The organism is Dyella sp. (genome assembly GCF_051962475.1).
Classification (GTDB): domain Bacteria; phylum Pseudomonadota; class Gammaproteobacteria; order Xanthomonadales; family Rhodanobacteraceae; genus Dyella_A.
Genome location: NZ_JBQCCF010000005.1, coordinates 1 through 14095, shown reverse-complemented (window position 1 = coordinate 14095; position 14095 = coordinate 1). Strand labels below are relative to the sequence as shown.

Here is a 14095-nt window from a genome sequence, read left to right as displayed (position 1 = left end):
GAAGAGGCTCCCACCATGGATCGTCGCCAGTTTCTCCGCACCGCGGCCGCCGCCGCACTCGCCGCCCCGGCGTTCTCGTTTTCCAGCCGGCTGTTTGCAGCACCCGCCAGCACACCGCGCTTCCTGCTGGTGTTCCTGCGCGGCGGCTACGACTGCAACAACCTGCTGGTGCCCGCCGGCAGCGACTTCTACTACGAGTCGCGGCCCACGTTGGCGATCGCCCGACCCGACCCCAGCAACCCGAACAGCGCCCTGCCGCTGGACAGCCACTGGAGCCTCAACCCGGTGCTGCGCGATTCCATCTACCCGCTGTGGCAGAAAAAGCAGGTGGCGTTCGTGCCGTTCGCCGGCACCGACGACCTCTCGCGCAGCCACTTCGAGACGCAGGACAACATCGAGCGCGGCGAGCCGCGGGATCACACGGGCAACTACCGCTCCGGCTTCATGGCGCGGCTGTCCGGCCAGCTCACCGGAACACCGGCGATTGCCTTCACCGGCAATTTGCCGCTGAGCTTCCAGGGCGCCGCGAAAGACATCCCCAACATCTCGCTCAAGGGCAACACCAAAGCGCACTTCAACGACCGTCAGGCAGACATCCTCGCCGGCATGTACCGCGGCACCGCGCTCGCCGCCGCCTCGGCCGATGGCTTGGCGCTGCGCAAGAACGTCACCCAGGACCTGATGCAGGAGATGACCGCCGCCAGCCGCGGCGCGCCCAGCGCACGCAACTTCGCCAGCGAGACGCGCCGCATCGCCACGCTGATGCGCGAGCAGTACCGGCTGGGCTTCGTCGACGTGGGCGGCTGGGACACCCACGTCAACCAGGGCAGCGTCACCGGCGGCCTGGCCAACAACTTGCGCAACCTGGGCGAGGGCCTCGCCGCCTACGCCGACGCGCTGGGCGAGGAGTGGAACCACACCACGGTGGTGGTGCTCTCGGAGTTCGGCCGCACCTTCCGCGAGAACGGCGACAAGGGCACCGACCACGGCCACGGCACCACGTACTGGGTGCTAGGCGGCGGCGTGCGCGGCGGCCGCATCGTCGGCGAGCAGGTGGCCGTCACCCAGCCCAACCTGCTGCAGAACCGCGACTACCCCGTGCTCAACAACTACCGCGACGTGCTCGGCGGGGTGCTGCAGCGACTCTGGGGCCTGAGCGGCAACCAGCTGCAGGCGGTGTTTCCGCAGGCCCGGCCGAAGGATCTGGGGCTGGTGTGAGGTGTCAGCCGCCGGTGCGCTGGTAGGTGGCCTGCAGCACCGGCTCCCAGCTCATGCCCTGATCGAACGAGCTGGCCAGCTCGAAGCGGTAACGGTCGTTGTCGATGGGCGTGTAGCGATGCTGCGTCTGCCCGCGCGGCGAGCGCCGCACGATCACCAGGCTGTCGCCCTGCAATGTCCCGACCGCCGGCTCCTGCGGCACGAAGCCATAGCTGTCGAACCAGTACAGCGCCACGCGATCATCCGGCTCGGCCACGAACACGGCGTGCACCTGTAGTGCCGGCTGCCCGTCGCGCTCTTCGCGGTAGTCCTGCACCAGCAGCCGCCCGCCCAGTTCGATCCGGGCCTCGATGAAGCCGCGGGCCCGACCCGCCGGCCCCCAGCGCGTGGCCGAGATGTGCTCCTCGCCTTCCCAGGTTCCCGCCAGCCAATGCCATCTGTCCGCCATGGAATACCTCCTTCGCCTTGCCTGTTGTCGATCAGCGCGCCGCACCCGCCACTAGAAGGTGCTTGGCCAGCTGGCCCTGCAGCCGGCCCAGCCCGCGCACCAGGTGCAGCGTGGTGAAGAACAGCAGCACGCCGATCACGCCCATCGCAATCAGCTCGCTCCAGCCCGGCACGTGTGGGCCGAAGCCCCAGTCGACGGTGAGGGTGCCATCGACGAACACGCGATTGATCCCATCGACATCGACCAGCCGGGCGAACGGTGCGGCCATGAGTCCCAGCGCGACCGTCATCAGCGTCACGGTGAGCGTGAAGTAGGCGATACCCAGCGGCAGCATCAGCACCATGTAGAACATCGTGGTCCAGGTGCGCGGGTCGGTGAACATCGCGCCGATGCGCTTCATCAGCGTGGTGCCGGGAGACGGATACGGCGGCCGCCGCGGCATGCGCACACCCAGCATCGCCTCCACGATGCGCCCTTCCATCAAGGCCAGCACCCGCACCGTGCCGAAGAACAGCACGATGAACGGAACGCCAATGATCAGCACCGACAGTCCGGCCGACAGCGACATGCCCACAACCACCAGCACGAAGTAAGCGATGCCGGTACCCAGCGCCAGCAGCATGTAGAAGAGCGAACCCCAGGTGCGCACGTCCGCAGCCACACCGAAGAAGCGGCCGATCAGCGAGCGCCGCTTCGGCGCCGGCGGCGGGCGCAGGGCGCGCTGGATGGTGATCTCCTGGTCGCGATAGATCTCCGCCACTTCGTCTGGCGCGCCGTAGCTGCCCACCACCTGGGCCAGCATCTCGGCCTCGCTGCGGTTGGGCTGGTCGGCCAGCTCGGCGCGCAGGTGCTCCTCAGCGTCGTACAACGCGTCCTGGATCAGCGCGGGGTCCGCGCCGCGCAGCGCATCGCGCAGCTGCGCGAGGTAATCGGCAATCGTGCGTGGTGCAGTCATCACAGCTCTCCCTCAAGAATCCGGTCCACCGAATCGCGCGTGGCGTGCCATGCCGCGATCCACTCGCGCAGCACCTCGCGCCCCGCTTTGGTAATGCGGTAATAGCGGCGGGGCGGCCCGCTCACGGATGGCTCTACCTCGCTAGCGAGCAGCCCCGCCGCCTCCAGATTGCGCAGCACCGGGTACAGCGCACTCTGCTTGCCGGCCAGCACCCCCTCGCCCGCCTCCTCCAGCCGCTTGGCGATCTGGTAGCCGTACATCGGCTGGCGCGAGCGCCCTAGCACCGCGAGCAACGCCAGCGAGACGGTGCCCGCCGACAGCTCCTTCTGGAACTTCTTCAGCGCACTGACGACGTCTTCATCCACGGCATACCCGCCCTGCTACCTGTGTCGGGATGAAGCATAGTGCGAAGTTATGACTAGTGTATGGGCATGAAGTCATGGGCCGCTGCAAACGGCGGATTGGGCATGACACCAATGTTTGTGCATGTCGTACAAACAATGGTGTCAGGGGCGGAGGGCAAACATTGGTTGTTGGCGGTCACTGAAAACTGACCGCTTCTGCGCGTCGAAGTCCGACCACCCTGGGAGCACCTGCTGGGCCATGAATCCCGCAGATCAGGTTGGAAATCCCTGGTCAATCTTCGGTGCGCAGGACCGCGCCTTCCTGGTCAATTTTCAACGCTCGGCAACAGGGCGGCGCTTCGCAACCGCCGCCAAACCAGCAGCCCAGCGCCAAGCGCGAGAGCGAAGATCCCGCACAGCCACGGGAAGACGTTGCCGATCCGCGTATAGAGCGTTGGCCCGGGTCCCAGCGGCAGGTCGGCGACGATCACGGTTGAGCCCGCAGGCGCAACCTTCTTGAGGGCCACCAGACGCCCTTGGGCGTCGCTGGCGAACACCAGGCCATCATGGGCGGCACGCACGATCGAGAACCCGCCTTCGACGCCGCGCATAACGGACATGATGCCGTGCTGCCAGCCATCGATGCCCATGTCGCCCGCAGGCACACCCATCAGGCGGACGCCCTTCGCGGCATCAGAACGAATGGTGTCGGGGAAATCCATGTCCTTGCAGATCTCCTCCGCACGGCCATCGCCCAACCAGCCCGAGACATGACCCGGCGTGAAATTGTCCTCGAGACCCGGCACCGGGTGGCGTTTGTCGTAGCGCTGAATCCTGCCATCGGGCGTGATCGCAAGCGCGAAGTCGGCGGCCGGCGTCTCGGAGTGGAAGCCGGCGATGATCTGCACACCCGTATCCCTGGCGGCGGCTACGAGCGGCGCAACGATCGCGCCCTGTTCGGCAGGGATCGATGCCATGCCGCCTTCTGGCGTAACCACGAACCTGGCGCCTTCCCGGGCAGCTGCACGGATCTCGCGCGCAAAGGTTTCGGTCACTGCGAGATCGGCGGACACGGTCTTCGCCCGCCAGGAATCTGCTACAGCCGTCTCATCGACGATTCCTGCCACCCGCAGGACGTCGGGCTGCGCGTGCCCGAGCCGCACGATACCGAACACCACATTGGCCGCACAGATCGTCAGGCCGAGGCCAACTGCAGCCATGTCTCGCTTGGGCCGCAGCGCCATGGCGAGGGTATTCGCAAAAAGGCAGATCAGGAACGTGACGGCGTACATCCCCAAGAGCGATGCGCTCTGGATCAGGACGGGCGCTGCCATCGTGCTGTAAACGAGCGATCCGTAGGTGCCGTTCGGGGAGTGCAGCTCCATCAGGAATTCGAAGGCCGTCCAGCTTGCCGGAAACGCAAACAGCGTCAGGAGCGGTGATGCCCGGCGCTGCACGAAGCGAGCAAACCATACCGCGACGCAAAACAGCCCGACGTCGACCGCCAGTGCCGACGTGAGGACGAGCGGCGGTATGAGGTGAAGGTAGGGGGATTGCAGGAAATAGCCCTCGCCGCCGAGGAGCGCGACGGCACTCGCCCCGATCACCTGCCATGTGCGCGTATTGCCATAGGCGAGCCACAACAGCGGAACCGGCGCGAGCCAGACCAGGGCCCAGACCTGGTCGTATCCCTGTGAGAGGTAAAACATGATGCCGCTCAACAGGGCGGCCAGCAGGGTGATCATTCGTTTTTCCCGGAGGGTTTGAGGGAATCGAGAAACTGGCGCTGCGCTGCTCGGTACAGCGCCTTGAACTGCTTGTCGCTCGCGAAACGCCTGGCGCGCTGCATCGATACGAACCCCTGTCCGTAGGCCGCGAGCGCCACAGCGATCCCGAGCGTCGGCTCGTCGCGGAACCGGCCATCGGCCTTCGCCTGATCGATGCGAGCCATTGCGAGTGCAATCGCCGGCGAGCGGCCCGCGGCGAAATCGTCCGGAAACTGGCGCGCCGCAGGCGCAGGCAGGAAGAACGCCGCGTCGAACCGGTGTGGCTGCGTGAGCGCGAAATCGAGATAGGCCTCCATGAGCGCCTGCAGCCACGCCACCGGGTCCCGGGTGCGGATGCCGCGAACGATCGCCTCCCATGCGGAGATACCGTCTTGCATGAGGGCGTTGACCAGCTCGTCCTTGTTCTTGAAATGGCGGTAGAGCGCCATCGGCGAAAGGTTTGCTCGCTGAGCGACCTTGCGGATGGTCAGCCCCTCGAATCCTGCGGATTCGAGCACTGCTTTCGCGGCCGAGAGTATGCGGTCCTTGGTCATGCGTACACTGTACACAAGCGAGTACTAAGTACACAAGCCGGTCTCACGGCCACGGTGCCAGGCGCCCTGGCACGCCCCGCTTACGTACACGCTTTGCCTGCCAAGTGAAGCAATCGCCCACGGCATCAGTCAGCTAACCCACTGATCCAACAACCAGCGCGCAAATTCCGCCCGTCAGCGCCGTTCGGGGGAGAGTCGGGGTGAGGGGAGATTTTTCGCTTTCCGGCGACAACCGTCACGTTGAAGAGCCACCAGCACCCCAAGCCCCCCTCACCCAACCCTCTCCCCCGAGCAAGCTCAGGGGAGAGGGCTAAAGCCGCGAACACCGCGCCAGCCCGAAACCCGCGCCTTGCTCGCTCTCCTCTGAACAGCTCCATCGTTCGGGGGAGAGGGCCGGGGTGAGGGGGAGGCTCTTTGCTTCCCGGCGACAACCGCCACGCTGATGAGCCACCAGCATCCTGAGCCCCCCTCACCCAACCCTCTCCCCCGAGCAAGCTCAGGGGAGAGGGCTAAAGCTGGCGGTCGCAGCGACCAGGCGTCCACGCGCACCCGGCGGTCGCGGCGACATCCCACCGCGGCGCTCGTACCACTCCCATGCGCTACGCTGAAAGGCCGCTCGCGGCGCGCGTTCACCGCCGCAAGCCCCGATTGCCACTCCACCCACACAGGAGACATGTCGTGACGACACACAGCGGTTCCATGGTGAGTTTCAAGCGGCCCGACGGTAAGGACGTGCAGGGTTATCTGGCCACACCGGCGCAGACGAAAGGCGCGCCGGCCATCGTGGTGATCCAGGAATGGTGGGGACTGAACGACCAGGTCCGCGGGGTGGCCGATCGCCTCGCGCGCTGCGGCTACTTCGCGTTGGTGCCCGATCTCTACCGCGGCAAGAGCACGGTGGAGGAAGAGGAGGCGCACCACCTGATGGAAGGCCTGAACTTCGCCGACGCCGCCACGCAGGACATCGCCGGCGCGGTGGCGTTCCTGCGCCAGCATTCGCGCAAGGTCGGCCTCACCGGCTTCTGCATGGGCGGCGCGCTGACGGTGCTGGCGCTCGGCCAGGGCGTGGCGGTGGATGCCGGAGCCACCTGGTACGGCATGCCGCCGCTGGAATACATCGACGCCGGCAAGATCACCGCCCCGGTACTCGGCCACTGGGCCACGCAAGACGAGTTCTTCCCGATCGAGAACGTCGACAAGCTGGAGGCCGTCTTCAAGCAGTCCGGCGTGAATGCCGAGTTCCACCGCTACCTGGCCCATCACGGTTTCGCCAACGAGACCGCTGCCGGCCCCGGCCGCATCAGCCGCATCCAGTACGACGCGGTGTGGGCGCAGTACGCGTGGGACCGCACGCTGACCTTCTTCGGTCGCACGCTCTGGGCGTGATCGTCTGATACGCATTGCCCTTGCGGCCCGGGATGCCCCGCATCCCGGGCCGCTGCGTTTGTGGCGACCACCCCACCGGGGCGTGCGGGCGCTAGGATGCAGAACGCTTCCAGCGACGAGGACCGGATCGATGCGTGCAAGGCAATGGGTGGTAATGGCGGGCGTGTGGACGATGCTGGGCGCGGCGCAACTCGCGCACGGGGCCACGCCCGAAACGTTCGACCGCAGCGAGGGGCTCAACCTCAACCGCTTCGTGCGCCAGGGCGACGTCGCCGCGCACATCGTGCTGCGCTCGGGCACCGACCCACGACTGATCGTCGCCTTCCCTGCCGGCAACAGCGGCGTGGGGTTGTGGTTCGATCCGGTGGCTGCGCCGGCCACGTGGACGCTCGACGGCCCAGCCACGCCGCTCACGCAATCCGACGCCAAGGGCCGCCCGCTGCACGGTGTGCGCTTCACCGCCACGCTGCACACGCCGACGCTGGCGCCGAAGCAGGCGCTGCTCTCCAGCATCCGCGTGCTACGCGACTACCAGGGCCAGGGCATCGCGCCGAAGGATGTGCTCACCAACGCGCGCACCGATGGCAACACGCTCGCCTGGTCGCGCGACCGCCTCGATGGCGCACCCGGCTACGCGTTGAGCGTCACCGCCATGCACGGCGCGCTGCGTGATGGCCACTTCGTCGCCGCCAGCGACGGCACGATCACGCTGAAGATCACCGCGCTCTCCGGCGAAACGCCGCTCACCCCGGTCTCCGGCCACGACCTGCTCAACGCCACCGCGCGCGACGACCGCGCCGCACGCGAGGCGCTGGGCTTCCTCAGCTACCGCGAGAAATACCTCGCCGGCTCGTGGCGCTTCGACACCTACTTTGGACGCGACACGCTGATGTCGGTGCGCCTGCTGATGCCCGCACTGCAACCACAAGCAGTGGAAACCGGCCTGCGCTCGGTGCTCGAGCGGCTCTCGCCCGACGGCCAGGTGGCGCACGAGGAAGACATCGGCGAGTTCGCCATCCTCGATCACATGAAGACGGACGGCTCGCGCTCCGACGCACCCGTCTACGACTACAAGATGGTCGACAGCGACTTCCTGCTCGCCCCGGTGACGCAGGCCTGGCTGCTCGACGACGCGCGCGGCCGCGGCCGCGCCAAGGCCTTCCTCGCCCGCAAGCTCGGCGACGCGCATGCGGGCGAGGCGCTGATGCGCAACCTGCGCTACGTCGCCGCGCAAACGCGGGCCTTCGCCGCCACTCCTACCGCGACGAACCTCGTCTCGCTCAAGCCCGGCGTGCCGGTGGGTGACTGGCGCGACAGCAACGACGGTCTGGGCGGCGGCCGCTATGCCTACGACGTCAACGCGATCCTCATTCCCGCCGCGCTCGACGCGGCCAGCGCGCTGTACCGCAGCGGCCTGCTCGCGCCATACGCCAGCAAGCAGGACCAGGCGATGCTCGCCGGCCTCGCCCATGCCGCCGCCGTGTGGCGCGACAAGGCGCCCGCGCTGTTCACCGTCACCGTGGACAGCGCCGCCGCCCGACAGGCCATCACCACCTACGCCAAGGCGGTGGACGTACCGGCCACGCCGGCGCTCAAGGCCATCGGCGACCAGCCCGTGCAGTTCCAGGCGCTGTCGCTGGACGCCAGCGGCCAGCCGATCCGCGTGCAGAACAGCGACGGCGGCTTCGCCCTGCTGTTCGGCAAGCCCAGCCCCGCGCAGCTCGACGCCGAAGCCGAACTGCTGCGCCGCCCCTTCCCCGCCGGCCTGATGACGCCGGTCGGCATGTTTGTCGCCAACCCTGCGTTCGCGACGGCCGCGGAACAGGCGCGCTTCACCCCCGGTGCCTACCACGGCACCGTGGTGTGGTCGTGGCAACAGGCCCTCACCGCCGCCGGCCTCGCACGCCAGCTCGCCCGCACCGACCTTCCCGCCGCCACGCGCCGCAACCTGCAAGGCGCCCAGGCCTGCCTGTGGCAGGCCATCGACGCCACCCGCGACATGAGCAACTCCGAGCTGTGGTCCTGGCGCTACGCCGACGGCCGCTACCAGGTCGCCGCCTTCGGCGCGAGCGGCAAAGACGCGGACGAATCGAACGCGGCGCAGCTGTGGAGCACGGTGTATCTGGCGATTCCGGAGCCGGCGAAAGTGTCGCATCAGCACTGTGGTGAATGACGCACACCGTCGCACGGAGCTGCATTCCCATCACCAGGCAAGGAGTTGCTCCAGATGATCAGGAAACCTCGACTTACAGCCGTTGTCGTCGCCCTCGCCTTGAGTGTGATGGGCATGGCACAGGCGCGCGACACCGCCCAGGAACAGAACACGACCGTTGCCTCCGCAACCGACACCGGCGTCCTGCGAGGCGCGCCCTACCGGGTGGACATCCCCGCGCACTGGAACGGCGAGCTGGTAATGCTGCTGCATGGCTTCGAGCCGATCGGCACGCCGCGCCCCACACCCAAACCGCTGGGCGACGAAGCGCCGGTGTTCCTTGCGGCCGGTTATGCGGTGGCGCAGAGCAGTTACGCCACTCAGGGCTGGGCGGTGGATGACGCGCTGCGCGACAACGAGCGCCTGCGCACCAGGTTCACCCGCAAGCACGGCCAACCGAAGCGCACCTGGCTCGTCGGTTTCTCAATGGGTGGCTACGTGGTGCTGTCCAGCCTGGAGCATCTTGGTCAGCACTACGACGGCGCGTTGTCGCTGTGCGGCGCCAACGTACCGGGCACGCGCGTTGCCGACGATCTGCTGACCTCGCTGGTGGCCTTCGACGACTTCTTTCCCCATGTCGCGGGGCTGCCGCCAGGCGGGCTCGCCAATCCCACGGCCCCCACGCTCAACCAGATGCAGGTGATGCAAGCGGTGGATGGCGCCCTGAAAACCAACGAAGCCGCCGCACAGATTCTCGCCCGGCACGCCCAGGTATCGCGCGGTAGCCTGGCCGCCGCCCTCGGCGTGCACTACCTGGTGCTGCACCAGATGATCACGCGCGCCAAGGGCCTGCCGGTCGACAACCGTCGAACCGACTATGCCGGCTTCGGCAACGATGTGGCGTTCAATCGCAGCGTGCACCGCTATACCGGCGATCCGCAGGCCATGCGCTACCTGGCAACAGCCACCTCGCTCAGCGGCAACGTCCACAAGCCGCTGGTGCTGCAGTACAACCACGACGACCCGCTCATCACCGCGCACTTCCAGTCGGTCTACCCGGCCATGGTGCAGGCCGCGCACGGCCGCGCGCCAACGGTGCTGCCGCCGGTCGGCGAAGGGCATTGCGGATTCACGTCGGAGCAGATCGGGCAGGCGTTCAAAGTGTTGACGGACAAAGTGCGCGAACCGTCGAGATCGAAGGCTGTCGCTCAAGCCGACCTGCGCAGGAAAAGTGGACTCTGACCAGAGAGATACCGGGAGTCCGCCCCGGCCCAAGGCGGACCTGAATTCGACGCCCCAGCGCCATCCCCAAGCTCTATGGTCCGTAGCAAACGGGGGGATGAAGAGGCATGAACAACGCACCGCGCAATAATTTCGATGCCTTGCGGCTCATGGGCGCCTTCCTGGTCCTGGTCAGCCATCAGTTCGCCCTGTCCGGCCGGTGGGAACCAAGGCTCGTTGGAGACCATTCGTTCGGCAACCTTGGCGTGCTCATCTTCTTCTCGATCAGCGGCTACCTGGTCACCTCCAGCTGGCTGAACGACCCGAACATGCTGCGCTTTGCCGCCCGCCGCACCTTACGGATGGCGCCGGCCCTGTGCGTATCCATGCCGCTGACCTGGGCGGTGATCGCCGCGCTCGGGCTGACAGGGTTTCCCGATAACCCCAGGCACCTCACCAACGGATCGCTTTGGACCATCAAATACGAGGTCGCCTGCTACGCACTCCTGCTGGTGGCGGGCGTGGCCACTCGGCGCGCTTCACTCGTGCTGGCCGCGGGTTTGTTTGGCTACTTCGCGCTGTCGGGTTGGCAGTCCGGCAACACGATCCTGGCGTACTTCGGGCTCTACTTCGCCGCCGGAAGCCTGCTTCGCGCCTACCCGTACCTACGCAAGCTCCTGCCGACCCTGTTGTTCATGGTGACGGGCTATGCACTCATCCACATGCATCAGACCAAACTCGGCCTCGCATTCGTCGTCCCGCCCCTGACGATCGCGATCGGCCTGCGCTCCTGGCCGGGCCTGCGAGACATCCCGAAAATCGGCGATCTCTCCTACGGCATCTACATCTACGCCTGGCCCGTGCAGCAAATAGGCGTTGCCCTGCTGGGGAGGCAAACGCCCTACCTTGAGCTGCTGTCCATCACCGTTCCGGTAACGCTCGCTCTAGCGACGGCCTCCTGGCACCTCGTAGAAAAGAAAGCGCTGCGCTTCAAGCCAGGTCAGCGATGGAGGAACACCGCACTGGACAACCCATGCGCTGTTTCGGAGGGATAGCGGCGATCCCGTTCGGGTAGGAGATGTCCGCCCGAACCACGCGCGGGAACGGCCGCTACCAGGTCGCCGTCTTCGGCGCGAGCGGCAAGGATGCGGACGAGTCGAACGTGGCGCAGTTGTGGAGCACGGTGTAGCTGGCGATTCCTAAGCTCGTGAAAGCCGCCGGCCAATTTGAGGGAAGGGGCGAGTAGGCCACTGCGCCTGACCGAAGAGGGCTATCCCTAAACTTATGGGGCAAAGTCTGCTTTCGACCCAAAGCGGACCTTAGAAGGTCACCTCATGGAGAGAGTCATGGCAATACCTAGAGCACATGAATCGGAACAGGTCGCCGCTGCGAAGGCGCGATTCGAGCAGGTGGGAGTGGGCGGGTTGAAAAGCCTTCGGGACGAAGATGCCTTGCTCATTGGGAAAGTAATTTTGATGTTCAGCTTCAATGAACTGAACCTACGTAGGGTGGTGGAGATTCTCTGCGCAAAGGGTTTCTTGCAGCTGAGGAAGAAATTCGAAACATTCGAGCTAGTTGAGGTGGTGAAAGAGGGCATCGTCAAAGCTTTTCCATCCGATGGCCAGTTAAGTGGTGATCTGGCAAAGCTCGACGAAATCGAGTTCAGGAGGCCGTTCCGGAACATGTTTGCTCACTGGGCAGCAAAGCGGCTGGATGGAACGGATTCGATCGTATTCATGACCAAAGACTCCAAGGATGAAAAGGCAGTCCATGGCTTAAGCACGATAGGCGCGTATGGCATCACGTATTCGGTGATGATGATCGAAGACATTCGCGGCCTGCTCAACAACATTGACAAATACGGTGAGTGGCTGGCCCTGCGTACATCCAGTTGGCATTTGGCGATAGGGTGTGATCCCTAATCCATCATTCGGCGAAGCCTTGGTCGAGAGTTGAGCGAGCTAAGATGCATGCTGCAAGATCCTATCTCGACCCCAAACTGACGGTCGGTGCGACCTTGCCTCCGTCCGCTTAGCCGGATGCCGGTAAGGTCAGTGCTGGAGCGAAAACATAGGGGAGGAACTATGCGGACTCCGTATGTGCGCCACGTGTTTGGCGAGGAGGTGCAGCGAAAGCTTCGCAGCCGGATGGGGTGGTTGTCCGCCGCGGTGGCAAGCTCCATTCCGTGGCCGAAAAAGGATGTGTGGATTCAATACGCCGGGGACGATTTCATCCTGCGCGGCACCGAAAACGGGCAGCAACCCACTGCGCCGGCTATTGCCGTGCCGGGGAACCCACAACAGATTGAAGAGAGCCTGGCGAGGGTTTACCGGCTGACCTCCGTGCTGGGATGGTTCTTGAACGGATACGTGGATGTGGTCGAAACCATCCAAGGCAGCCACCCCATAGGCTTTGGGGCGCAAATGCGACAGGCCTATTCCGAGGTGGGCCAGTTCGGAGACCGAGGCTTTGATTGCAACCACATGCCGATCGTTGAGCCGGAGAACGTCCGCATTGCGTTGGCGTTCTGGCGAGAAGGGCAACGTCTGACCAGGATCCACGACAGCTATGCATTCCTGAGTTACTTCAAAGTTATTGAATCGCAATACCAAAAAGGTTCTGACCGCGCCGATTGGTTTGCTCGCCACGTGGGTCTCATGACCGGCGATGCGGGAGCCCGAGTTGCCCAACTGCGTGCAGATGGTATTGACGTGGGCCTCCACCTGTATGACAGCGGTCGAAATGCCGTGGCGCACGCATCCTTCGGCGGTGGCATCGTTGATCCCGACATCCCGGCCGATCGCCGGAGGATTGTCGCCGACTTGGTGTTGATGCGAGAACTGGCTAGGCACTACATTGCCAGTGAGTTGAAGGTGCCGACCGCACGGGAGCTTTATCGAACCCGCAATCGCATCGAGCCGTGGGAACCGCTGATTGATGCTGGGATGCTCGCTGTGCTCAAAGCTGGCGGAACACCCGATGAGGAACTGGGCCTGGATCGATTGGCTGTCGGGCTCAGTTTGTGGCCGGACGATCCCATGCCAGGCCTCAGTCGCCTCACCCTGCGAGTGGACGCTGTGCATGAGGGGGCTGCAAGGGTGCTCCTCTTCAACGAGCGCATGACCATGATGTTTGCGTTCGTGCTGGACTTCCGGAAGGGGCAGATTCACACGCAATTAGACAACGGCAGCTTGCTGCAGAACGACGAGCACTCGCCGACCGAGGACGATGTTCGCGAGTTCTACACCGTTTTTCACCGTGTGATTGGAAATGCCGTGGTGGAACTTCGCGTGGAAGGGCTGGAGCCTGTGGACTGCGAGGTGGTCATTCCAGTGAACATCATCCCTAGGAATCCAGAGGAAGCAGTGGCGGAAGCCGTCGAGGCGTTCCGTCAGGCAAATGCACAAGGAATAGGATGAATGCGGTAAGCGTTGCGTGGCTTTAGCGTGGGCGAGGGAGGAACGGGGTCACTTGAACTACGTCAATCACGCGATCACGGGAGGATGGGGTTCGATGAGCAATGGACTTGGCGCACTCGGTCGTCCGCTTCGGACGATCGGCAGCTTCTGGCCGAAAGCAGACGTCGTCACTTGGCTGATTGCGACCGAAGGTACAGCCAACGTCGGCTCCGTCGCGTTTCACGCGCGTCCAGCCTGCACTCGCCTTGACTCCCCTCCACCGCGGTAGCAGACTCGGCTGCAAGGAGCGTAGAAACTCCACTTAGAGCGGTCCCCACCTCCGTCAAACCGGTGGGATTTTTGTGTCTGCATAGTTGCAGGCACGGACCGACGCGATGCCTGCGTCGGGAGGGCGGCTAATACAACACCCGCAAGGGAAATACGCCCGCCGACTCTAAGCGGTTTCTAACCTCCCGACTTCCCGTCGCTGTCCCGGCGTGCGGGTACTTCATGGAACGAGGAGGCAAGCATGTCGACCATCGATTCGGAAGATCGGTATGTCACCGGCTATTTCCTGCCGGAGGACACCCAGCTACGGCTGAAGCAGCTGCGCGAGTACGTGGGATTCCTCACCAACCTGGCCCGACCTCGGC

Annotated in this window: 12 protein-coding genes; 7 read left to right on the top strand and 5 right to left on the bottom strand. The window is 65.1% G+C overall.

Annotated elements, in window-relative coordinates; all coding sequences use genetic code 11:
- Positions 1 to 15: 15 nt before the first annotated feature.
- Positions 16 to 1218: a DUF1501 domain-containing protein gene (locus ACTHJF_RS00440; protein WP_440265316.1), complete on the top strand. Its 1203-nt coding sequence runs from the start codon at positions 16 to 18 to the stop codon at positions 1216 to 1218.
- Positions 1219 to 1222: 4 nt separating this feature from the next.
- Here ACTHJF_RS00440 and ACTHJF_RS00435 read toward each other — a convergent pair whose 3' ends face one another.
- The 5 genes from ACTHJF_RS00435 to ACTHJF_RS00415 form a co-directional block, all read right to left on the bottom strand.
- A complete protein-coding gene (locus ACTHJF_RS00435; protein ID WP_440265315.1) occupies positions 1223 to 1666 on the bottom strand; it encodes a DUF1579 family protein in 444 nt (147 codons plus the stop codon).
- Between the two features lie 31 nt (positions 1667 to 1697).
- Positions 1698 to 2621 (bottom strand): sensor domain-containing protein, encoded by a 924-nt coding sequence (locus tag ACTHJF_RS00430; protein WP_440265314.1) that lies wholly within the window; start codon positions 2619 to 2621, stop codon positions 1698 to 1700.
- Positions 2621 to 2986, bottom strand: a complete 366-nt coding sequence (locus ACTHJF_RS00425) for a PadR family transcriptional regulator (protein WP_440265313.1) — start codon at positions 2984 to 2986, stop codon at positions 2621 to 2623. The genes ACTHJF_RS00430 and ACTHJF_RS00425 overlap by 1 nt, the downstream gene beginning before the upstream one ends.
- Positions 2987 to 3291: 305 nt before the next feature.
- Complete coding sequence (locus tag ACTHJF_RS00420) at positions 3292 to 4710, bottom strand: nitrilase-related carbon-nitrogen hydrolase (protein WP_440265312.1); 1419 nt, start codon at positions 4708 to 4710, stop codon at positions 3292 to 3294.
- Entirely contained in the window at positions 4707 to 5285 is a 579-nt protein-coding gene (locus tag ACTHJF_RS00415; RefSeq protein ID WP_440265311.1) for a TetR/AcrR family transcriptional regulator, read from the bottom strand. Before ACTHJF_RS00415 ends, ACTHJF_RS00420 begins: the two co-directional genes overlap by 4 nt.
- Before the next feature lie 678 nt (positions 5286 to 5963).
- Here ACTHJF_RS00415 and ACTHJF_RS00410 point away from each other — a divergent pair.
- From ACTHJF_RS00410 to mauJ, 6 genes are all read left to right on the top strand, one after another.
- A complete protein-coding gene (locus ACTHJF_RS00410; protein ID WP_440265310.1) occupies positions 5964 to 6671 on the top strand; it encodes a dienelactone hydrolase family protein in 708 nt (235 codons plus the stop codon).
- A gap of 130 nt (positions 6672 to 6801) precedes the next feature.
- Complete coding sequence (locus ACTHJF_RS00405) at positions 6802 to 8844, top strand: hypothetical protein (RefSeq protein WP_440265309.1); 2043 nt, start codon at positions 6802 to 6804, stop codon at positions 8842 to 8844.
- A 54-nt stretch (positions 8845 to 8898) separates the two neighbouring features.
- The gene (locus tag ACTHJF_RS00400; RefSeq protein ID WP_440265344.1) at positions 8899 to 10065 is read left to right on the top strand and encodes an alpha/beta hydrolase family protein; all 1167 of its coding nucleotides are present in this window, start codon (positions 8899 to 8901) and stop codon (positions 10063 to 10065) included.
- Positions 10066 to 10172: 107 nt separating this feature from the next.
- The gene (locus ACTHJF_RS00395; protein ID WP_440265308.1) at positions 10173 to 11099 is read left to right on the top strand and encodes an acyltransferase family protein; all 927 of its coding nucleotides are present in this window, start codon (positions 10173 to 10175) and stop codon (positions 11097 to 11099) included.
- A 291-nt stretch (positions 11100 to 11390) separates the two neighbouring features.
- Positions 11391 to 11966, top strand: coding sequence for a hypothetical protein (locus tag ACTHJF_RS00390; protein ID WP_440265307.1), 576 nt, complete (start codon positions 11391 to 11393; stop codon positions 11964 to 11966).
- 177 nt (positions 11967 to 12143) lie between these two features.
- Positions 12144 to 13463 (top strand): methylamine utilization protein MauJ, encoded by a 1320-nt coding sequence (gene mauJ / locus ACTHJF_RS00385; protein ID WP_440265306.1) that lies wholly within the window; start codon positions 12144 to 12146, stop codon positions 13461 to 13463.
- Positions 13464 to 14095: the final 632 nt, after the last annotated feature.

Coding starts and splice junctions, on each gene's coding strand:
- ACTHJF_RS00440 (WP_440265316.1), top strand. CDS start 16: ATGGATCGTCGCCAGTTTCTCCGCACCGCGGCCGCCGCCGCACTCGCC.
- ACTHJF_RS00390 (WP_440265307.1), top strand. CDS start 11,391: ATGGCAATACCTAGAGCACATGAATCGGAACAGGTCGCCGCTGCGAAG.
- ACTHJF_RS00400 (WP_440265344.1), top strand. CDS start 8,899: ATGATCAGGAAACCTCGACTTACAGCCGTTGTCGTCGCCCTCGCCTTG.
- ACTHJF_RS00395 (WP_440265308.1), top strand. CDS start 10,173: ATGAACAACGCACCGCGCAATAATTTCGATGCCTTGCGGCTCATGGGC.
- ACTHJF_RS00420 (WP_440265312.1), bottom strand. CDS start 4,710: ATGATCACCCTGCTGGCCGCCCTGTTGAGCGGCATCATGTTTTACCTC.
- ACTHJF_RS00435 (WP_440265315.1), bottom strand. CDS start 1,666: ATGGCGGACAGATGGCATTGGCTGGCGGGAACCTGGGAAGGCGAGGAG.
- ACTHJF_RS00415 (WP_440265311.1), bottom strand. CDS start 5,285: ATGACCAAGGACCGCATACTCTCGGCCGCGAAAGCAGTGCTCGAATCC.
- ACTHJF_RS00430 (WP_440265314.1), bottom strand. CDS start 2,621: ATGACTGCACCACGCACGATTGCCGATTACCTCGCGCAGCTGCGCGAT.
- ACTHJF_RS00405 (WP_440265309.1), top strand. CDS start 6,802: ATGCGTGCAAGGCAATGGGTGGTAATGGCGGGCGTGTGGACGATGCTG.